At 34.8% G+C, this 21921-nt stretch carries 22 protein-coding genes and 1 tRNA gene; 13 read left to right on the top strand and 10 right to left on the bottom strand.

What is annotated here, in order from left to right; all coding sequences use genetic code 11:
• Positions 1-39 precede the first annotated feature (39 nt).
• Positions 40-1083, bottom strand: a complete 1044-nt coding sequence (pdxA, locus tag F6P99_RS08375; protein ID WP_152287018.1) for a 4-hydroxythreonine-4-phosphate dehydrogenase PdxA — start codon at positions 1081-1083, stop codon at positions 40-42.
• A 62-nt stretch (positions 1084-1145) separates the two neighbouring features.
• Between pdxA and F6P99_RS08370 the strand changes: the two genes are divergently transcribed.
• Together F6P99_RS08370 and F6P99_RS13405 are read left to right on the top strand one after the other, a co-directional pair.
• Positions 1146-1730 (top strand): riboflavin synthase, encoded by a 585-nt coding sequence (locus tag F6P99_RS08370; protein WP_152287017.1) that lies wholly within the window; start codon positions 1146-1148, stop codon positions 1728-1730.
• A gap of 119 nt (positions 1731-1849) precedes the next feature.
• Complete coding sequence (locus tag F6P99_RS13405) at positions 1850-1993, top strand: hypothetical protein (RefSeq protein ID WP_193316039.1); 144 nt, start codon at positions 1850-1852, stop codon at positions 1991-1993.
• Positions 1994-2036: 43 nt separating this feature from the next.
• Here F6P99_RS13405 and F6P99_RS08365 read toward each other — a convergent pair.
• Both F6P99_RS08365 and F6P99_RS08360 read right to left on the bottom strand, forming a co-directional pair.
• Positions 2037-2110: transfer RNA gene (locus tag F6P99_RS08365), tRNA-Ile, on the bottom strand.
• Between the two features lie 76 nt (positions 2111-2186).
• The gene (locus F6P99_RS08360) at positions 2187-3161 is read right to left on the bottom strand and encodes a polyprenyl synthetase family protein (protein WP_152287016.1); all 975 of its coding nucleotides are present in this window, start codon (positions 3159-3161) and stop codon (positions 2187-2189) included.
• A 152-nt stretch (positions 3162-3313) separates the two neighbouring features.
• Here F6P99_RS08360 and F6P99_RS08355 point away from each other — a divergent pair, with 152 nt between their 5' ends.
• The 5 genes from F6P99_RS08355 (at position 3314) to F6P99_RS08335 (ending at position 10518) form a co-directional block, all read left to right on the top strand.
• Positions 3314-3916, top strand: a complete 603-nt coding sequence (locus F6P99_RS08355; RefSeq protein ID WP_152287015.1) for a TetR/AcrR family transcriptional regulator — start codon at positions 3314-3316, stop codon at positions 3914-3916.
• A gap of 2 nt (positions 3917-3918) precedes the next feature.
• Entirely contained in the window at positions 3919-5256 is a 1338-nt protein-coding gene (locus tag F6P99_RS08350; RefSeq protein ID WP_152287014.1) for a TolC family protein, read from the top strand.
• Between the two features lie 18 nt (positions 5257-5274).
• Complete coding sequence (locus tag F6P99_RS08345) at positions 5275-6462, top strand: efflux RND transporter periplasmic adaptor subunit (protein WP_152287013.1); 1188 nt, start codon at positions 5275-5277, stop codon at positions 6460-6462.
• 28 nt (positions 6463-6490) lie between these two features.
• On the top strand, positions 6491-9958 hold the full coding sequence (locus F6P99_RS08340; protein WP_152287012.1) for an efflux RND transporter permease subunit: 3468 nt from the start codon (positions 6491-6493) through the stop codon (positions 9956-9958).
• A gap of 86 nt (positions 9959-10044) precedes the next feature.
• Positions 10045-10518: a regulatory protein RecX gene (locus F6P99_RS08335; protein ID WP_152287011.1), complete on the top strand. Its 474-nt coding sequence runs from the start codon at positions 10045-10047 to the stop codon at positions 10516-10518.
• Here F6P99_RS08335 and F6P99_RS08330 read toward each other — a convergent pair.
• A complete protein-coding gene (locus tag F6P99_RS08330; protein ID WP_152287010.1) occupies positions 10484-11137 on the bottom strand; it encodes a hypothetical protein in 654 nt (217 codons plus the stop codon). The two genes, F6P99_RS08335 and F6P99_RS08330, sit on opposite strands and share 35 nt — an antisense overlap.
• 85 nt (positions 11138-11222) lie before the next feature.
• Between F6P99_RS08330 and F6P99_RS08325 the strand changes: the two genes are divergently transcribed.
• Positions 11223-11726 (top strand): ABC transporter ATPase, encoded by a 504-nt coding sequence (locus tag F6P99_RS08325; protein WP_226913049.1) that lies wholly within the window; start codon positions 11223-11225, stop codon positions 11724-11726.
• 1 nt (position 11727) lies between these two features.
• Here the strand turns inward: F6P99_RS08325 and truB are convergent, their stop codons facing one another.
• The 4 genes from truB to F6P99_RS08305 are packed head-to-tail and all read right to left on the bottom strand — an operon-like array spanning position 11728 to position 14370.
• Positions 11728-12423, bottom strand: a complete 696-nt coding sequence (gene truB / locus F6P99_RS08320) for a tRNA pseudouridine(55) synthase TruB (protein WP_152287008.1) — start codon at positions 12421-12423, stop codon at positions 11728-11730.
• Position 12424: 1 nt separating this feature from the next.
• Complete coding sequence (locus F6P99_RS08315) at positions 12425-13216, bottom strand: undecaprenyl-diphosphate phosphatase (RefSeq protein ID WP_152287007.1); 792 nt, start codon at positions 13214-13216, stop codon at positions 12425-12427.
• A 12-nt stretch (positions 13217-13228) separates the two neighbouring features.
• A complete protein-coding gene (locus F6P99_RS08310) occupies positions 13229-13468 on the bottom strand; it encodes a DUF3098 domain-containing protein (protein WP_152287006.1) in 240 nt (79 codons plus the stop codon).
• Positions 13469-13491: 23 nt separating this feature from the next.
• Entirely contained in the window at positions 13492-14370 is an 879-nt protein-coding gene (locus F6P99_RS08305) for a cell division protein FtsX (RefSeq protein ID WP_152287005.1), read from the bottom strand.
• Between the two features lie 152 nt (positions 14371-14522).
• Between F6P99_RS08305 and rbfA the strand changes: the two genes are divergently transcribed.
• The gene (rbfA, locus tag F6P99_RS08300; protein ID WP_152287004.1) at positions 14523-14918 is read left to right on the top strand and encodes a 30S ribosome-binding factor RbfA; all 396 of its coding nucleotides are present in this window, start codon (positions 14523-14525) and stop codon (positions 14916-14918) included.
• Between the two features lies 1 nt (position 14919).
• Complete coding sequence (locus F6P99_RS08295; RefSeq protein WP_152287003.1) at positions 14920-16116, top strand: ABC transporter permease; 1197 nt, start codon at positions 14920-14922, stop codon at positions 16114-16116.
• On the opposite strand, the gene F6P99_RS08290 is transcribed toward F6P99_RS08295, so the two are convergent.
• Positions 16117-16839 (bottom strand): SdiA-regulated domain-containing protein, encoded by a 723-nt coding sequence (locus F6P99_RS08290; protein ID WP_193316038.1) that lies wholly within the window; start codon positions 16837-16839, stop codon positions 16117-16119.
• Positions 16832-17827, bottom strand: a complete 996-nt coding sequence (dusB, locus tag F6P99_RS08285) for a tRNA dihydrouridine synthase DusB (protein WP_152287001.1) — start codon at positions 17825-17827, stop codon at positions 16832-16834. The genes F6P99_RS08290 and dusB overlap by 8 nt, the downstream gene beginning before the upstream one ends.
• Before the next feature lie 116 nt (positions 17828-17943).
• Between dusB and F6P99_RS08280 the strand changes: the two genes are divergently transcribed.
• The 3 genes from F6P99_RS08280 (at position 17944) to F6P99_RS08270 (ending at position 21731) form a co-directional block, all read left to right on the top strand.
• Positions 17944-18924, top strand: a complete 981-nt coding sequence (locus F6P99_RS08280; protein ID WP_152287000.1) for a Gfo/Idh/MocA family protein — start codon at positions 17944-17946, stop codon at positions 18922-18924.
• 113 nt (positions 18925-19037) lie between these two features.
• A complete protein-coding gene (lepA, locus tag F6P99_RS08275) occupies positions 19038-20834 on the top strand; it encodes a translation elongation factor 4 (protein ID WP_152286999.1) in 1797 nt (598 codons plus the stop codon).
• Positions 20835-20987: 153 nt separating this feature from the next.
• Positions 20988-21731 carry an energy transducer TonB gene (locus F6P99_RS08270; RefSeq protein WP_152286998.1) on the top strand — a complete coding sequence of 248 codons (744 nt, stop codon included), beginning with the start codon at positions 20988-20990 and terminating at the stop codon, positions 21729-21731.
• Positions 21732-21921: the final 190 nt, after the last annotated feature.

Below are 21921 nucleotides of genomic sequence, written 5' to 3'. Positions count from 1 at the left end.
TTCATTTTATATTAAACAAAAGAAATAAAATTTTACACATTAATATTTTTTTCTCACTTTTAACTGATCCTCTGTGAGGGTTTTGTAACCGTTTCTCGTCTTAACTATTTTTAAGCCAGCAAACAAAGCTTCTTTGAAAGACGACTCATCTGCCTTGTTTTTTCCTGCAATTTCAAACGCCGTTCCGTGATCTGGAGAAGTACGTACTTCAGACAAACCTGCAGTAAAATTAACACCATTACCAAAAGCCAAAGTCTTGAAAGCAACCAATCCTTGATCGTGATACATCGCCAAAACACCATCAAAACCTTGATAGTTACCTGAACCAAAAAAGCCATCCGCCGCATAAGGCCCATATACTAACTTTCCAGACTCTTGAATCTCTTTTAATGTCGGTCGAATCAACTCTTCATCTTCATTCCCAATCACACCATTATCTCCACAATGCGGATTCAAGCCCAAAACAGCTATTTTTGGTTTGTCGATTCCAAAATCTTTTACCAAAGTATCATACATGGTTTCAACTTTAGCTTCAATCAATTCTTTTGAAATAGTTTTCGACACTTCCGCAACTGGTATGTGACCTGTGATCAACCCCATTCTTAAGGTATCCGTCATCAAAATCATCAAACTCTTACCATCTAATTTATCTTCTAAGAACTCTGTATGTCCCGCAAACTTAAAATCATCTGACTGAATGCTATCTTTATTTATTGGAGCTGTCACCAACAAATCCACCTTTTTATCTCTCAATGCGGTCGTTGCTGCTTCTAAAGACTTCAAGGCAAAAGCACCCGACTCTTTGGTTGCAACACCTAACTCTATCTTTACTTCTTCTTTGCTAATGCTTACTAAATTTATCTTACCATCTATAACAGCATCTATAGAAGCTACTCCTTGAACCTGTACATCTGAATGGAAGGTTTTTTTATGAAAAGAAACCACTTTCGCATTGGCAAAAATAATCGGAGTGCAAAAATCTAACATACGCTTGTCTGCAAAAGTTTTTAAAATAACTTCAATTCCGATTCCATTGATATCACCCACTGAAATTCCAACTTTTATTTTTCTCTCTTTCTCCATTCAAGTACTATATTATTCTTATTTTTGAAGCATCAAAAGTAATCATTTAAATTGACAATTTTATGTTCACAGGTATTATTGAAAAACTAGGTACAGTAAGCAAAATAACTAAAGAAGCAGATAATTTACACATTTCTGTTACCTCAGAATTTACCGACGAGCTAAAAATTGATCAAAGTGTTGCTCACAATGGAGTTTGTTTGACGGTAGTTGCCATTGATGAAGACACGTACACTGTTACAGCTATCAAAGAAACGCTTCAAAAAACCAATTTAAATTCTTTAAAAGTTGGCGACAAGGTAAACTTAGAAAGAGCCATGAAATTAGGTGATCGTTTGGATGGACATATCGTTCAAGGGCATGTTGACCAGACAGGACACTGTACCGACATTAAAAATGATAACGGAAGCTGGTTTTTTACTTTTGATTACGATGCTGCAAAAAACAACATCACTATTGAAAAAGGATCGATTACTATCAACGGAACCAGTTTGACCGTTGTGAATTCTGAACAAAACAGCTTTAGCGTAGCCATCATACCTTATACCTACGAACACACGAACTTTCACACTTTTGAAACAGGTACAGAAGTTAATTTAGAATTCGATGTGATTGGTAAATATGTTGCGCGCCTTACCAACTTATAAAGTTCAACGAAGGTTTCGTTTGTTTTAACGTTACTTTTTGTCACTTCACCTTTATTTCTCTAATTGTAACACATCTGTGGGCTACTTTTAAGTATTGATAACACTTAAATTGTAAAGCCATGTACACAGACAGCACCTATTTACTAAAAGAAGTAGCAAAATTACCTGCACACACCGTTATTACAAAACGTATTTTTGATGCGATCGTTCGAAGAGCAAAATTTAGAAAAGCAAAACACCAGTTAATCTTGGTATCGGCATAAAAAAAAGCCTTTCATTTAAATGAAAGGCTTTGTGTTTTAAAAGTGGACCCACCAGGGCTCGAACCTGGGACCACCTGATTATGAGTCAGGTGCTCTAACCAACTGAGCTATGAGTCCTAAAACGTGTGCAAAAATAACATTATTTTACAAATCTGTATACTTTTGCAAAGAAATTTACAGAAAAAATATTTCTTTATACCGACCTAGTCATTAGGTTTTCACCAAATTGTTTTAAGACCAAACTATTAGCCTCTGGTATAGCGATGGTTTCTAAAATCGAAAATGCTTTTTTAGTATAAGCTTCAATCGCATTTCTTGTCAACTGATCACTCCCTACTGCAACAAACAATTCTTTTACGCGTGACACTTTTTTAACGTTGTCAACAAGTGTTTGTGCGTACCAATATTCTAATTCTTCTTTTTCAGCCGGAGCTGCATGTTTCAATGCTTCGATATACAAATAGGTTTTTTTATTCTCCATAATATCTCCACCTACTTGCTTTCCAAAAGTAGCAGCATCACCAAATGCATCTAAATAATCGTCTTGTAATTGAAATGCTAGTCCTAAATTCAAACCGAAATCATATATTTTTTTAGCGTCTTCATCAGAAGCTCCTGCAATGATTCCACCCATTTGCAAAGCCGCCGCAACCAAGACCGATGTTTTCAATCCTATCATTTTTATGTACTCTTCCACAGAAACATTATTTCTGGTTTCAAAGTCCATATCGTACTGCTGACCTTCACAAACCTCTAATGCCGTTTTATTGAATAATTGCATTAATTTTTTATAGATAGCACCGTCATAACTTTCAAGAAATTTATACGCGAGAATCAACATAGCATCTCCAGACAAAATGGCTGTATTTACATCCCATTTTTCATGCACGGTAGCCTGACTTCTGCGCAAAGGAGCATCGTCCATAATATCATCATGTAGCAAAGTAAAATTATGAAACACCTCAACTGCCAAAGCAGCATCTAAAGCATCTTCATGATCACCTCCAAAAGCATTGGCTCCCATGAGCACCAAAATTGGCCGCAATCTTTTTCCTCCTAAATCTAAGATATACGATATAGGTTCATATAAATTTTTTGGTTCGGTAACCGCTATCTGTTTTTGTAGATATGCTAAAAAGGCTTCTTTGTATTCTTCTATTCTCAAAATTCTAGATTTTTTGTAAAAATAAACAAAGCTATTCGACTACAATCAATTTTTTCAAAAAATGAAAAAATGATATTTGTCACAAAAAACTTTGGAAACTTTTTTTGTATTTAAAGTTTCCTTACTACATTTGCAGCGTTAAATTTAGTGAATAGATGAGAGAAGAAATATTAACATCAGCAACTGAAATGTTCTTAACCTACGGATTTAAGAGCGTTACCATGGATGATATTGCTGAGAAAATGAGCATTTCTAAAAAAACGATTTACACGCATTTTAGCAACAAAACGAAATTGGTTCAAGAAACCACTTTTGGTATGTTCGAGTGTATTTCGTCTGGAATAGAATGTATTTGTGATTTAAGCTACAACCCCATTGAAGAATTATTTCAAATCAAAAAATTCATTTTAGAAAACTTAAAAGACGAAAAATCATCACCCCTATTTCAACTTCAAAAATATTACCCGAAAATTCATGCTGAATTAAGAAACAAACAATTTGCTGTGATGCAAGAGTGCGTAACCGACAACTTGAACCGAGGTGTAAAAGATGCATATTTCAGAAGTGACATCGACATCTCATTTATTTCAAGGGTGTATTTTCAAGGAATGATGGGCATCAAAGACATAGACACTTTTCCTACCGAATTGTTTTCTATGAATTATTTGTTAGAAAAATATTTAGAATACCATGTTCGTGGTATCGCAACCGAAAAAGGAATACTAACACTAGAAAAAGTACAAAATCAATACAATTAGAGATGAAAAAAAACAACATCGTTTATTTATTATTGGCAATTGTTTTGAGTTCATTTGCACAAGAACCTGCAACAGAACCTCAAAAAACATCGTTTAGCCTCAATGAAGCTGTCGAATATGCCAAAGTACACAACCGAAACATTCAGAATGCAACGGCAAGTATTCAAGCCGCGGAAGAACAAAAATGGGAAGCCATCTCTGTAGGTTTGCCACAGTTGAATGGTAAAATCGATTACCAAGCCAACATCAAAGCACCGATTCAAGGAGACCCAAACAACCCAGCAGATCCGGTAAACTTCTTTTTTCCGAAGAACAGTTTATCTCCGAGTTTAACAGTTACCCAATTAATTTTTGATGGTAGTTATATTGTAGGTTTACAAGCTTCAAAAGTATTTTTAGACATTTCTAAAAACTACAAAGAAAAAACAGACAATGAAATCGAAGAAATTGTGGTGAACGCGTATATGACTTCATTATTGACTGATGAAAGTATTTTGATATTAGAAAAAAACATCAAAAATATTGAAGACAACTTAAAAGAAGCTGGCGCTGTAGTAGCAAATGGTTTGGCAGAGGAAGAAAGCGTTGAACAATTGCAATTGACCTTAACAAATCTTGAAAACTCGATGCGTAACTACGAAGTTTTATCTGAGGTTTCAAATGGTTATGTAAAACTACTGCTTGGAATAGATTCTACCATAGCGATTACATTGAGTGACGATCTTGAAAACTTGATCAATCAATATGTAACACTTGAATCTGAATACTCGCAAAATTCTATTTTCAACAACATAGATTACAAAATAGCTGTAAACGAAACAGAAAGTAAAGAATTGCTATACAAGTTAGAAAAATCGAAATACATGCCTTCTATCTCAGCATTTCTAAACACAAATGCACAAGGATTAAACGAATCGTTTGGAGGTTTGTTTGAAAGCGAACAAACATGGTTAACATCAACTTCGGCAGGTGTTTCTCTTACCATTCCAATTTTTACTTCTTTCAACATTCGTTCGCAAAAAAGAAGAGCAAAAATAAATTGGGAAATATCGCAAAACACTTTGAAAGATGTTGAACAACAACTACAACTCGATTTAAAGAAAGTAAAAAGCGAGTACATTCTTGCTGCTCAGACTTACGAAAACAGAAAACAAAACTTAGCCTTAGCAGAAAAAATTGAACGAAAAAATTCGATCAAATTTAGAGAAGGACTTGCAAGTAGTATCGACTTAAGAACCGTACAAGTTCAGTTGTACGACAGTCAACAACAATACATCGAATCTATTATTGATGTTATCAACAAAAAAGTAGAACTGAAAAATTTATTAAACATAAAATAATTTCCAAAAAAATAAACCATGAAATATATTTACGCAATTATTGCTAGCACAATTATCCTAACTTCTTGTGCTGAAAAAACAACGACGACAGTTGAAGCTGTTATCGATTCAGGAGACATTTCTCAATTAAGAGCTAAGAAAAAAGAAATCGAAGCCAACCAAAAAGAGATCAATCAAAAATTAGAAGCACTAGTAGATGCCATAGCCATTTATGATACTGTAAAAAGACTGCCTTTGGTTACAACGATTACAGCGACAGAAACTGTTTTTAACCATCATTTAGACATCCAAGGTAATGTAAGTACTAAGAAAAATGTGTTGGTATACCCAGAAGTTCCAGGGATCATCAAAAGTATTCATGTAGTAGAAGGTCAAAGAGTTTCAAAAGGGGCATTGCTTGCTGTTTTAAGTGACGGCGGAATTGACGATCAAATTGCACAATTAGAAACACAAACCAAATTGGCAAAGACTACATACGAAAGACAAAAGAGCTTATGGGAACAAAAAATTGGTTCTGAAATAGAATACCTACGCGCAGAAACCAACTATTTCGCAAATATCAATGCCATCAAGCAATTAAAAAAACAACTAAAAAAGACTAGAATTACAGCTCCGTTCTCTGGAATTATCGATGATGTTTTTAAAGAAGAAGGTATGGTAATTGCTCCTGGACAAGGATCTGAATTATTGCGAATTGTGAATTTGACAAACATGTACATAGATGCTGAGATTCCTGAGAGTTATATTACTTCTGTAACCAAAGGAAAACACGTTGAAGTCTTTTTCCCTATTCTAAACAAAACGGTTCAGGCTTCTGTTAGACATGCTGCTAGCTACGTAAACCCAAGCAACAGAACGTTTAAAGTTGAAATAAACGTACCGAATCCTGATCAAGATATCAAACCTAACCTTACGGCTCGTTTGAAAATCAATGACTACAAAAACGAAAACGCAATTTTAATTCCTCAAAGCATCATTTCTGAAAATGCAAATGGGCAGCAATATGTGTACATCGCCACCAACAAAAAAACAAATGGTGAAGCTGTTGTGAAAAGAAAGATCATCGAAACAGGTAAAACTCAGGGTGATGTAATCGAAGTAATTACAAAGTTTCCGAATGGTTTAGAAATCATCGATGAAGGAGCAAGAAGTGTTACAGACGGTCAGTCGGTAAAAATTTTAAGCAACGAAGCGTTAAAACTATAATTGACAAATCAATTTAAACAACCTAAAGATGACTGAGAAAAAAGTTGACAAAGAGTTTGGTTTGTCCTCATGGGCGATCAACAATAAAACTACCATCTATGTTGCAATGGTGATGATATTCTTTTTAGGAACATCAGCCTACTTCAACATGCCAAGGGAAAGTTTTCCTGAAATTAAGGAAACCAAAATATACATCAGTTCTTTGTACCCAGGTAATACTGCCGAAGATATCGAAAAACTGATTACAACACCTTTAGAAGACAAACTAAAAACGGTGAGTAATGTCGTAGAAATCACTTCTACATCGCAAGAAGATTATTCAATGATTATTGTTGAGTTCGACGAAAACATTACAGTAGATCAAGCGAAACAAAAAGTAAAAGACGAAATAGACACCGAAACTTCTAGTGAAGACTGGCCTACGTTTAACGGTGCGAAGGTTGAACCAAATGCGTTTGACCTAAGTATGTCTGAAGAGATGCCGATTCTGAACATCAACTTATCTGGTGATTACCCAGTTTACAAATTAAAAGAATTTGGTGAGTATTTAGAAGATGAGATAGAAGACCTAAGCGAAATCAAACAAGTTGACATTCGTGGTGCACAAGAAAAAGAAGTAGAAATTGCAGTAGACATTTATAAAATGATGGCTGCTAAGGTAAGCTTTAACGATATTGTTTCTGCGATCAACAACGGAAATGCCACCATGTCTGCGGGTAATTTAATTACGAGTGGACAAAGACGTACCATTCGAATTATCGGAGAGATTTCTGATCCGAATGAACTAGGTAATTTCGTTGTGAAAAACGAACGTAACAATCCGATTTATCTAAAAAATGTTGCGAAAATTGCATTTAAAGACAAAGACAAAACTACTTATGCCAGAGAATTTGGTGAAAAAGTAGTGATGCTTGATGTTAAGAAAAGAGCCGGAAAAAACATGGTTGCAGCTGCAGATCAGGTGAGAGAAATTGTGACTAAAGCACAAGCAGATTATTTCCCGAATGACTTAAAAATCACTATCTCAAACGATCAGTCTTCGAAGACCATTGGCCAAGTTGATGACCTGGTTAACAACATCATCTTCGGTATTATCTTAGTGGTAACAGTATTGATGTTTTTCTTAGGATTCAAAAACGCGTTGTTTGTTGGATTTGCAATTCCAATGTCGATGTTTATGTCATTGATGATCCTTGAAATGTTAGGATACACTATGAACACCATGATTCTTTTCGGATTGATTATGGGACTTGGTATGTTGGTAGATAATGGTATTGTGGTTGTTGAAAACGTATACCGATTGATGGATGAAGAAGGGATGACACGTAAAGAAGCGGCGAAAAAAGGAATCAGCGAAATTGCGTTTCCAATTATCATATCAACAGCAACAACTGTAGCAGCATTTATTCCTTTAGGAATGTGGCCTGGTTTAATGGGGCAGTTCATGATTTATTTCCCAATTACATTATCTGTAGTTTTAGGTTCATCATTATTTGTTGCCATATTCTTCAACTCTGTATTGGTATCTCAATTTATGAGTGTAGAAGACAAAGAGATGCCGATCAAAAGAATGGTGTTAATCTCATCTATTTTGACCGTAATTGGTGTCTTTATATATTTCACAGGCGGGAGCTATAATGCTTTAGGTACCTTAATGGTATTTACTGCAGCAATGCTTTGGTTCTACCGTTTGGTATTGCGTAAACTTGCCAACGCATTTCAAGATAAAATACTTACCAGACTTGAAAACTTCTACGAAAAACAATTGAAATTTGCCTTGACAGGATGGAGACGTGGTGTGTATAGTATCGGTACTTTTATTTTGTTAATAGCGGCGTTTATTTCTTTTGGAGCTTCAGTAGCAACACAAAGAACTAAAATTGAATTTTTCCCTGACAACAAACCAAACCAAATTATTGTATACATCGAATACCCTCAGGGTACAGATATTGAAAAGACAAACGACATTACCAAAAGAATTGAAAAACGTGTTTTTGAAGTACTGAACGGAGATGAATACATGGACGGTGATTACAACTTTTTAGTTGAGAGTACGGTTTCGCAAGTGGGTGAAGGAGCTGGTAATCCGCAAACTGATGGTGGTTCAGCTGCAGAGATGCCACACAAAGGTAAAATTACAGCTTCAATGCGCGAATACAAATTCAGACGTGGTGAAGACAGTGAAATTCTAAGACAAAAAGTACAAACTGCTTTGGTTGGGATTTACCCTGGAGTCTTGATCTCTGTTGAAAAAGATGTAAACGGACCTCCTGCAGGGCCTCCTATTAATATTGAAATTGAAGGTAAAGATTATGCTGAGCTGATTGAAACTGCTGAAAAAATGCGTGACTTTATCAACACAAGAAGTATTGCAGGTATTGACGAATTAAAAATCGACGTAAACAGAGACAAACCAGGAATGCAAGTTGTTGTAGATCGTAAAAAAGCTGGAGAATTGGGTGTAAGCGCAGGTCAAGTGGGTCAACAATTACGTAATGCAATTTTTGGTAGCAAAGCTGGGGTATATAAAAACGATGGTGAAGATTACGACATTTACGTTCGTTTCAACAAAGAAGATCGTTACAACAAAAGTGCTTTGTTCAATCAAAAAATTACGTTTAGAGATATGGCAACAGGTCAGATCAAAGAGATCCCTGTTTCTGCAGTAGCCAAGCAAAAGAACAATTCTGGTTTTAGTGCCATCAAGCACAAAGACCAAAAACGTGTAGTTACTGTATATTCTGCTCTTTCTCCGGGTTATACCGATGCAGGAGCCATCGTATCAAAAATCCAAGAAGAAATGGAAAACTTCAAAGGTCTTCCTAAAGGAATTAAAGTAGATTACACTGGACAGATTGAAGAGCAAACAAAACAGATGAATTTCTTGATGGGTGCCTTTTTCTCTGGTCTAGGATTGATATTTTTGATCTTGATTCTACAATTCAATTCCGTTTCGAAACCAGCAATTATTATGATCGCTATTTTCTTAAGTCTAATTGGAGTATTCGGTGGGATCGTTATTACAGGAAGTTCATTCGTTATTATGATGACCATGATGGGAATTATTTCACTTGCTGGTATTGTAGTAAACAACGGTGTGGTTCTCTTAGATTATGCACAGCTTCTTATCGATAGAAAGAAAATTGAATTAAGTATTGTCGATGAAGACTATTTGAGTGCTGAAGATTTGTTTAATTGTATTGTAAGAGCAGGTAAATCTAGATTACGTCCAGTATTGTTAACGGCCATAACAACCATCTTAGGTTTGATTCCATTGGCAATCGGACTCAACATCAACTTCTTTACATTCTTTAGTGAATTTGATGCTCATGTATATTTTGGTGGAGACAATGTTATTTTCTGGGGACCATTGGCCTGGACCGTAATTTATGGGTTGGTCATTGCTACCTTCCTTACCTTAATTATTGTACCTATTTTATTCTTATTGATTACCCAATTAAAAATGTGGTGGCACAATAAAAAGGCACTTATTTAATTAACTGATTTATCAAGTAAAAAAGCGGTTGCATTTTAGATGCAACCGCTTTTTTATGTAGTAATATTTTATACATTTGATTTTAAATGAAGAGTGTCAAAACATATACGCTAGAAGAAGCCAAACGGGCTCTCGAACACTATTGTGTATACCAAGATCGATGTCATAAAGAAGTAGAAGATAAACTCAGTAAAATGAGGTTGATTCCAGAGATAATTGAAATTGTAATTACGCATTTGATAGCTGAGAATTTTTTAAACGAAACCCGATTTGCACAAAGCTTCGCACGCGGAAAATTTAGAATAAAAAAATGGGGTAAAAACAGAATCATTCGAGAGTTAAAACAACGAAACATCACTGAATACAATATCAAACAAGCCTTGAAAGAAATAGACGGCGAAGCCTATTTTGCTACGTTAGAACACTTGATTGAAAAAAAAATGGAAACTGTTTTTGAAACAAATCCGTATAAAAAAAGAAAAAAAATAACCGACTATTTATTGCGTCAAGGTTTTGAAAGCAACCTTATTTACGAATTGCTGGCTTCTTATTTTGATTGACCGGTTTTCGTTTACTTTTCTTAGGCACTGAATAAGGAGTTTCGCCGTTTTCATTGAAGTTGAAAATAGACTCATCAAAATCGACATTCTCATCAAAATTTTTCTGCATGTAAACCGAATTAATTTTTAAATTAATTGAATTGTATACAGTTGCAATTTTCTGAACCTGATCTACAACTTCTGATGCTTTGATAGAGCTTATCTCAGACATATCTTGCAAACGCAAAGCCTCTGAATAAAAAGTATACAATCGCGCAAAAACACCTCGATTATTCAATTCTTTTATCTGCAAAGAATCATTCATTTTTTTTGTCAAATCAACCAATTCTTTCGACATCTCTAAAGCCAATGATGGAGAAATTATCGAGTAATTTTTTTTTAAGAATTTTGACAGACTACTGTATTCATCCCAACCGGAAATTTCTTTCGCAACAGTGACATCTAGATCTTCATTAAAAATAAAAGTGCTTTTTTCGTCAAATAAAGACAAACCTTCAGCAGGTACTTCTTCAACAACAACTAATGGCTTCGCTTTTTTCTTACATGCCACCACAGACAGCATACATACTAAACATAGAACAAAAAGATTTCTTAAAACCAATGGTGTGTGTTTTTTCATTTGATAACAGCAAATATAAACAATAATCAAGCGCAAGGTAACCAAGAAAATTGGAAAATATTATTTCGATAAAAAAGAAATATCTTTGCGCCTCAACAAAGAAATTATGGTGACCGATTATAAAACATTTCCAGAGGATGCAAAAGTCTGGGTGTTTCCCTCTGAAAAAAAAATATACAAACACGAAATTGAAGAACTAGAAGAAAAGCTCACTGCGTTTATTTCGAAATGGACAAAAAACAAGGAGAACTTTGAAGCTACTTTTACCATTCAATACAATCGTTTTATTGTAATTTTCGCTTCGTCAGAAATAACGATTAGCACCGAAACAACGAATGAGTTGATCAACTTTATTATTTCACTTCAAACCGAATACGAAACTGAATTGATGGACAAAATGAATCCTTGTTTCAAACAAGGTCAATATGTACAATACAAAGATTTAAAAGAATTTAAAAAATTGATCAAAGACAAAGCGGTTAACAAAAAAAACATTGTTTTTGACAATACGATTACCAACAAATTTGAATTTGAAAACTACTGGGAAGTACCTGCTTCTGAAAGCTGGTATGGAAATCTTTTTAAATAAGCTAGTCTTCTTTTAATGCTGAAATATACCCTTCAAGTGTTGCAGCATCTTCTACAGAAAACTCACCAATTTTTGTGCGTCGCAATGCTGACAAATGTGCGCCAGACTCTAGTGCTTTTCCAAAATCATATGCCAAAGAACGAATATAAGTTCCTTTACTACACACAACTCGAAACGAAACTTTCGGAAAATCTATATGCGTAATCTCAAATTCTGAGATCGAAATTTTTCTTGCGGTTACCTCTACTTCTTCTCCTGCCCTTGCCAGTTCATACATACGCTTCCCATCTTTTTTCAGTGCAGAGAAAATGGGTGGTTTTTGATAAATCTCCCCAATAAATGTCTCAGTAGTTGCATGAATCATTTCTTCAGTAATATGTGCCGTCGGATACTCGGCATCAATGTCTGATTCTAAATCGTAACTTGGGGTCGTGGCTCCAAGCGTAATTTCTCCAGTGTATTCTTTAATTTGTGCTTGGTATTGTTCTATTTTTTTGGTGTACTTACCTGTACATAAAATAAGTAACCCTGTCGCTAATGGGTCTAAGGTACCCGCATGACCTACTTTTATTTTTTTAATATTGAATTTCTGACGAATCTCCCATCGTATTTTATTCACCACTTGAAAAGAGGTCCATGTCAAAGGCTTGTCGATTAAGACCACTTGCCCTTCTTTAAACTGTTCTTCTGTTAACATATTACGACAGTGAGTACACAATTGCAATAAGACCTACAACTGCACAATAAATTGAAAAATAATACAATTTGCTTTTTTTAACCAAAGCCATCATCCATTTACAAGCTACCAAACCAGATAAAAATGCAGCGACAAATCCAATAAACATTGGAAGAATTTCTGCACTTTGTACATTTAAATCTCCGCCTAATACATCTTTCGCTATTTTTCCTACGATCAAAGGCACCACCATTAAAAATGAAAAACGTGCCGCTTTGGTTCTGTCAATCTTCAACAAAACCGAAGTAGAAATAGTTGCTCCCGATCTAGAAATACCAGGCAACATTGCAATCGCTTGTGCTATACCAATAATCAGTGCCGATTTATAACTTGTATCGACGTCAGTTGTTTTGGCTTTGTCGGCAAATACCAATAAAACCGCTGTCAATAATAACATCGCTCCTACTAATAAAATCTGACCACTAAAAAAGTATTCTAATTGTTCTTCAAACAACAACCCAATGATCACCGCAGGAATCATTGAAATAATGATTTTTAATGAAAATTGTGTTTCTTCATTCCATGAAAACTGAAACAACCCCTTAAAAATTTGAAGCACCTCTTTTCTAAAGATTAGCAACGTACTCAAGGCGGTTGCAAAATGCAATACTACTGTAAATGTCAAACTTTCTTTTGGCAATGCTTCATCACCTAAAATAAATTTTGCCAATTCTAAATGACCACTCGACGAAACTGGTAAAAACTCAGTTAGTCCTTGTATAATTCCAAGAATTATAGCTTCAATTATTCCCATCTAAAGTTGTTCTTATTTGTTAGGGTTAGCTAAAATAGCATAGACTTCTATTCCAAAACCAATCAACACCAAAGTTGGTGCTAAACGAATACGTCTAAAATTATAAATCGAGTCGTTAAAAACTTCTGGATCATCACTTCCGCCACCAGCCATAAGAATAAAGCCTAGAGCCACTACTCCCAAACCGATCAACATCCATTTGTAATTTTTCTTACCGAATAAAAATTCTTCTTTTGATTTCAATTCTTTCATAATATTCTATAATACTAGCAACCTTATGCGTAAAGTTGATCTGTTTTTAAGTTTAAAAAACGTTGTGTTGCAAAAAACGTACTAATCCAAGTAACAAATATACCCATCAATAAAACCCCTGAAAAAACAATCCCAAGATCATTTTTGTTCGCTAGCAATTCTAGTTCAGGTATTTGTTGTGCTACATAATACAAGACTACAGTCAAACCAGCACTCGCAATAATAGCTCCGAATATTCCTAATCTTATGCTATTGAGAATAAACGGCCAACGAATAAATCTTTTAGTTGCACCCACCATTTGCATGGTTTTTATTGTAAATCGTTTTGAATACACAGATAAACGAATCGAACTATTGATCAGTACAACAGCTATCAAGGTAAAGAACCCAGCGATTACTAACACCCAAAAACTAATTTTCTGAATATTCTGTGTAAGCAATTCTATCAAAGGAGCATCGTACAATACCTCAACAACAAAAGCATTTTCAGACATCTCTTTTTGTATCGCTTTCATTTTAGTAGGAGTGATGAATTCTGGATTTAAATGAATATCTATTGAATTTTTCAAAGGATTCGTTCCTAAAAACTCCATAAAATCTTCTCCTATATCTTTGCTAAATTCTTTCGCAGCAGCTTCTTTAGAAACAAACACCACAGACTTAACATATTCTTTCTTTTTGATACTTGCTACCAGTTTCTCAGACTGACTTTTAGAAACACTATTTTTCAAGAATAGCGTTACTGCAACCTGTTCTTTAAAATGGTTTGCAATTTTTGATGACTTTAGCACCACTACCCCTAATACTCCTAACACAAACAAGACCAAAGCAATGCTTAGAATGACAGAAAAATACGAAGACCGCAAACGTCTTTTTTGGTAACGTTCGAAAGAATTAGACATAGGTATAAAATTTAATGTGGCAAGTTACTAAAATAGATTGTAAGTCACCATGCTTCTTTTTCATAAAGAAATGAAAAATATCAGTTGTCTTTCGCAAAAGATCACCTCGAAAAAACTAGATACATCTTAAATAATTACCTTAAATTTGCAGCATGGAAGAAACAAACAGACAGAAAAAAATTGGTGGCGTTATCCAAAAAGATTTGGTAGACGTATTGCAAAGTGCAGCCCAAGAAGGCATGAGAGGTGTAATCATCTCTGTAACAAAGGTTAGTGTTACAACCGACTTAAGTCAAGCCAAAGTGTTTTTGAGTATTTTCCCTTCTGACAAAAGAGATGAATTGGTACCAGCCATTCAATCAAATAGCAAAGCAATTCGACATGAATTAGCAAAACGAACAAAAAATCAATTGAGAAGAGTTCCGAATTTAACTTTTTACGGCGACGATTCTTTAGATTATATAGAGAATATCAATGCTTCACTTCGTGGGGAAGACATCAACCCTATCAAAAACCCAGATATTTTACCAAAAAGGAAAAAATCGTAATTTGAATTTTTCACTCTACATTGCCAAACGCTATTTATTTTCTAAAAGCAGTAATAATGCAATCAACATTATTACCAAAATAGCGAGCATTGGAATTGTAGTTGGAACTTTGGCTTTGTTTTTAGTTTTATCGGTATTTTCTGGACTAAAGACATTCAGTGCGAAATTCTTAAACGCCACCGACCCTAATATTCGTATTACCGCTGCGCAAGGCAAAGCATTTTATTTCAATGATAGTATTCAAAACACCTTACTTTCTACAAAAGGTATTGAAGCTTTTTCTAAGGTTATTGAAGAACGTGCATTTTTTAAACGCGGTGAAAAAATACAAATTGCCTATCTAAAAGGTATCGATAGAAACTACACCAATGTGGTTCGAATTGACACGCTTATTTATTCTGGAAACTGGTTAAATTATTCTAAAAAAACTGCAGTTGTTGGTAGTAAAATTGCAAACAAATTGTCATTAGGAGTACTAAATTATGGAGATCCTTTAACCGTATTGGTACCGAAACCTGGTAAAGGCTACGTATCGAATCCAAGCAAAGCATTTCAAAAAATCAACGTGCAACCAACAGGTATTTTTTCTGTTTCTGAAGAGCTCGATCAGAAATTTGTCTTTACCTCATTAACAGATGCACAGCTCTTGTTAAATTATCCTAGCAATAAAATATCAGCGTTGGATATCAAAACTTCAGAAAGCACAGAAGCGTCTGCGATTTCTAGCTTAAAGTCAGCACTAGGGGAATCCTATAAAATTCAATCCAGAGACGAACTCAATGCCGTTTTTTACAAAATATTAAATACTGAAAAACTGGTTGCATACCTAATTTTCACCTTAGTTTTAATCATTGCCATCTTTAATGTAATCGGATCTATGATTATGATGATTTTGGATAAAAAATCAAACTTGACAACCTTATTTAATCTTGGAGCACCGGTTGATGAGATTCGAAAAATATTCATTTACCAAGGATTTTTAATTAGTGTAGGAGGCTTGTTTGTTGGAGTTGGACTCGGAAGTTTGTTAATTCTTTTACAAAACAAATTCCATTTGTTTATGATCACACCAACCATAGCATACCCTATAGAATTTCGATTTACCAATTTTGCAATTGTTTGTGTTACAATTACTCTTCTTGGTTATTTCGCCTCAATTATTGCTAGTAGTAGAATTTCTAAAGAACTCTTAGAGTAGTCATTTTATTTGAAAAATAAAAAGATCAGCTGTTTGATCACTAACAATGTACAATCTACGTTGATTATCTAAAGCAATACCTTCTGGTTTTTCAATATTTAAAGGAAATTCTTGTAATAACTCTCCTTTATCGTCTACTTTATATAAAGCTTTGGAGGCATCACTCAATATCCAAAACACATCTAATACATCATCATAAACGATTCCTGAAACATCCTTACTAAAAGAAAGATCATAATCCTTTTTTATTTTTCCTTTTGAAGAAATCTTAAGAAATTTTTTAGGTTTCGCTTCATTTAGCAAATACAAAGACTCTTTTTTCGAGTTGAAACAAACTCCCTCCAAACCATCATTATCAGAATTTTGTTTTCCTTTTATTTTAAAGGAAGCCCCCACGCCATCTTTCAATGAATAGTAGGTCATTTTTCTTTTCGTTTCACTAAGTAGTACGAAAGCTTTTTTCTTCTCATCAAAAGCAACTCCTTCCATTCCATTGACCGGAACAGCATATTTATACTCAAGTTTACCTACCAAAGACATTTGATATAAAAAAGATTTTGCATCACTTACAGCAAACAAACTCCCATTATAAAAAGTAAGTCCAGATGTTTCTGGAACAACTATTTTTGTTTTGGAAACAAACTCTATTTTGCTTGACGGAATTGAATTACCACAAGCCAAAGCCAGCAGTAAAACTCCAAACAAAACGGATGTTTTATACATAGGTCTGATCTCCAAATTTAGCCAGCACTTCATCGAAAGTTGCATACATTTCTTCTGCAGAATCAGATGTAACCATTTTCATTCTATATTGCTTGAAATTCGGAATTCCTTTAAAATAAGTTCCATAATGACGTCTTGTTTCTAACACAGCCAAAATTTCTTTTTCTTTCCAAGCAATTTCCATTTCTAGATGACGACGGGCAACGGCCACACGTTCTGCAATAGTAACTGGTGGCAAGTGCTCTCCTGTCTCAAAAAAGTGTTTTACTTCTTTAAAAAACCACGGGTTTCCAATGCTGGCTCTTCCTATCATAGCACCATCCAAACCATATTCATCTCGCATTTTTACAGCTGCTTCAGGGGTATTTACGTCACCATTTCCAAAAACAGGAATATGCATTCTTGAATTGTTTTTCACCTCAGCTATTGGTTTCCAATTCGCATCTCCTTTGTACATTTGTGCACGGGTTCTACCATGAATAGAAATAGCGGCACAACCAACATCTTGTAAGCGTTCGGCAACCTCAACAATACGAATAGAATCTTCATCCCATCCTAACCTTGTTTTTACTGTTACAGGTAAATCTGTGTGTTTTACCATAGCTTCAGTCAAAGAAACCATCAAGTCGATATCTTTTAAGATACCTGCTCCTGCCCCTTTGCTCACCACTTTTTTCACAGGACAGCCAAAGTTGATATCAATGATATCTGGTTTCGATTTTTCAACAATCTCAACCGTTTTCAACATAGATTCTAAATTGGCTCCAAAAATTTGAATTCCAACTGGGCGTTCTTTTTCGTAAATATCTAATTTCTTAACGCTTTTTGCTGCATCACGAATCAATCCTTCAGAAGAAATAAATTCAGTGTACACAACATCAGCTCCTTGCTCTTTGCACAAAGCACGAAAAGGTGGATCACTCACATCTTCCATAGGTGCTAACAACAACGGAAAATCATTCAATTCAATATCGCCTATCTTTACCAAAATATCTATGTTTTTTTCAGCTGCAAAGATACAATTTTCTATTTCTTATGAATTGTTCTTAAAGTAATTTGATTTCCAAAACAAAATTGTAATTTTCTCACGTAAATTAAAAAATCATGAAAACCTACAACTGGGCGATCTTAGGATGCGGAAAAATTGCCAGAAAATTCTCGAAAGACTTACAATTACTTTCAAATGCAAACCTCTATGCGGCTACTTCTAGAAACCTAGACAAAGCAACCGAATTTGCAGCTGAACTTGACTTTGAGAAAGCCTATGGTTCTTATCTCGAAATGTTGCAAGATCCAAATGTCGATGTTGTCTATATTGCAACTCCACATTCTTTTCATAAAGATCATGCATTGTTATGTATGCAACATAAAAAAGCTGTTTTATGTGAAAAAGCCTTTGCAATCAATCAAAAAGAAGTTGCACAGATGATTCAATCTTCAAAAGAGAACAACGTGTTTTTAATGGAAGCTTTTTGGACGAGATTCAATCCTGATTTTTTGAAGGTTTTAGACATTATAAAATCGAAAGAACTCGGTACACTACAACATGTCAAATGTGATTTTAAGTTTTTTGCTCCTTTCGATGATCAACATAGATTATTCAATAAAGACCTCGGTGGCGGTTCGTTACTTGATATAGGCATATACCCGGTTTTTACTGCACTTATGACATTAGGCCTACCTGATACAATAGATGTAGATGCAGACCTCGGCATGACCAAAATCGATGAGAATATTGAAATCACATTCAAATACAAAAACGGTGCATCAGCAAAACTTTCATCTGGTTTTCAATGTACAGCATTCAACGACAGCGAATTTTATTTTGAAAATGGTGCCGTGAGAATCTCTAGAGAATTGAATCGACCAATGTTGTATAAAAAAGGATATCAAATTGATGAAATTCATATTGAAAAAGAACAAGGCAATGGATATCAATTAGAAGCAGAGCATGTAATGGATTGCTTGGACCAAAATCTAATAGAAAGTCCGATGTTACCGTTATCTTTTAGCTTAGACTTAATAAAAGCTCTAGACAAAATTCGAAATCTTACATCAATTCACTATCCGAATGATGATCATTGATTTTTTTTACAAAATTTGATACTTCTATACATAGAATATAAAGATTGAGTGAACTTTCTTTCCCTCAAAAAAACTATCTTTGCAAACTATTCAGAAGAAAGAACACACACAGCATGAAAAACATACGTAATTTTTGCATCATTGCACATATTGATCACGGTAAAAGTACTTTGGCAGATCGTCTTTTAGATTTCACGGGAGCCGTGACTGAAAGAGAAAAACAAGATCAATTACTTGACAATATGGATTTGGAACGTGAACGTGGTATTACCATAAAGAGTCACGCGATCCAGATGGATTATAAATTCAACGGAGAAGATTATATTTTAAACTTAATTGACACTCCGGGGCACGTAGATTTTTCGTACGAAGTTTCCAGATCTATTGCTGCATGTGAAGGCGCGTTGTTAATTGTTGATGCTGCGCAAAGCATACAAGCACAAACGATTTCTAACCTATACTTAGCCTTAGAAAACGATCTTGAAATCATTCCTGTACTGAACAAAGTAGATTTACCTAGTGCCAATCCAGAAGAAGTTACTGACGACATTGTAGATTTATTGGGTTGCGACCCTGAAGATGTCATACATGCCAGTGGAAAAACAGGATTTGGAGTTGACAATATATTAGAAGCAATTATTGATAGAATTCCGGCTCCTGAAGGAGATCCTGATGCGCCGTTACAAGCCTTAATTTTTGATTCTGTTTACAATTCATACAGAGGAATTGAAACGTATTTTAGAGTACTGAACGGAGAAATAAAAAAAGGACAACGTATCAAGTTCATGGCTACAGACAAAGAATATTTTGCTGATGAAGTTGGAACATTAAAACTAGAACAAGTTGTAAAAAAATCTGTTAAAACCGGTGATGTAGGATACCTTATTACAGGTATCAAAACAGCAAAAGAAGTAAAAGTAGGTGATACGATTACTGATGCGGCTCAACCGACAACAGAAATCATTGACGGATTCGAAGATGTAAAGCCTATGGTATTTGCTGGTATTTATCCGGTAGACACTGAAGACTACGAAGAATTGAGATATTCAATGGAAAAATTGCAGTTGAATGATGCTTCTTTGGTATTTGCACCTGAAAGTTCTGCAGCTTTAGGTTTTGGTTTTCGATGTGGATTCTTAGGAATGCTACACATGGAAATCATCCAAGAACGTTTAGAACGTGAGTTCAACATGACTGTTATTACAACCGTACCCAACGTATCTTACCATGCCTATACGAAAAAGAATCCTGACGCGACGATTCAGTTAAACAACCCAACCGATTTACCTGACCCTTCAAGTCTAGATCGCGTCGAAGAGCCATTTATTAAAGCCTCAATTATTACCAAATCTGACTTTGTTGGTCAAGTAATGAGTTTGTGTATAGAAAAAAGAGGGGTAATTGTAAACCAATCTTATCTTACAACACAACGTGTAGAATTGATCTTTGAAATGCCACTCGCAGAAATTGTATTTGACTTCTACGACAGATTGAAAACTGTTTCGAAAGGTTATGCATCTTTTGACTACCACCCTATCGGAATGAAAGTTTCTAAACTCGTTCGTGTAGACATTTTATTAAATGGTCAGCAAGTGGATGCATTATCAGCTTTATTACATGCAGACAATGCTTACACGATTGGTAAAAAAATGTGTGAGAAACTAAAGGAATTAATTCCTCGCCAACAATTTGACATCCCTATCCAAGCTGCTATTGGAGCAAAAATAATTTCGAGAGAAACAACAAAAGCACTTAGAAAAGACGTTACCGCCAAATGTTATGGTGGTGATATTTCTCGTAAGAGAAAACTTTTGGAAAAGCAGAAAAAAGGAAAAAAACGAATGCGTCAAGTGGGAAATGTAGAAATACCTCAAGAAGCATTTATGGCCGTTTTAAAACTAAACGACTAGTACTTATTTTTCGAAATCATATTCTTGAACCTTGCCTTACGCAAGGTTCTTTTTTAGGCTAAAAACAATAAAAATACTATTTAGTCTTTTTATTAGGTTTTCAATAGAATATATCGTACATTAGATACATGTCAAACCCTAAAAACTCGCGTCATGGAAACAAAGAAAAATCCTCATGCTCGCTTAGAAAATTACAGCATGCAATTCATGCTAATAGGATTGGTATTAACACTATTTAGCATCAACGTTGCACTTGAGCACAAGACCTATACTAAAAAGACAACTTCCCATACGACGGTTGTTTTACAAGAAGAAGATGTGGTAAAACTAATCATCACTCATAGAAAACCGCCTGCAATAAAAATAGCGCCACCACCTCCACCAAAACTTATTGAAGTAATCAAAGTTGTAGAAAACACAGTAGAATTGCCTGAATCCATCATTGAATCTACAGAAACTGACGAGAAAGAGGCCGTTGTAACTAGTATAGACATAGAAAGTATAAATGAGAGTGCTGAATATGAAGAAATCACCGAAGATGTGCCATTTGCAATCATTGAAGATATACCCGTTTTTCCTGGATGTGAAAAAGGATCTCAACAAGAACAAAAAGCATGTTTTTCAAAAAAAATAAGAAATCATGTCAACAGAGAATTTGACTCAGAGCTTGCCAATGAATTAGGACTCTCTGAAGGAAAAAAAAGAATCTATGTTTTGTTTACGATAAACGAATTCGGCAGTGTAGCAGATATTCAATCAAGAGCACCACATCCGCGTTTGCAAACAGAAGCAAAAAGAGTGGTAAAAACATTACCAAAAATGACTCCTGGAAAACAACGCGGTAAACCGGTTAGGGTTCGCTATTCATTACCCATCACTTTTGAGGTGGTCAATTAACATAAAAAGAGGTGTTTGTTTGACAATAAAAAAACAAAATAATACCTCTTTAAGAATTGTCTAACAACACATTTTAAAAAAACTACCATGTTAAACCCATAGCGATACCTTTCAGCAATAAAAAACATGCAATTAAACCTAAAACTGCCTGTTATATAACAAAACACACTCAAAAACCCAACACAAAGCA

The organism is Flavicella marina (genome assembly GCF_009193215.1).
In the GTDB taxonomy this organism is placed as follows: Bacteria; Bacteroidota; Bacteroidia; order Flavobacteriales; family Flavobacteriaceae; genus Flavicella; species Flavicella marina.
Note: the sequence above shows the minus strand (reverse complement) of the source record. Positions and strands in the feature narration are given on the sequence as shown.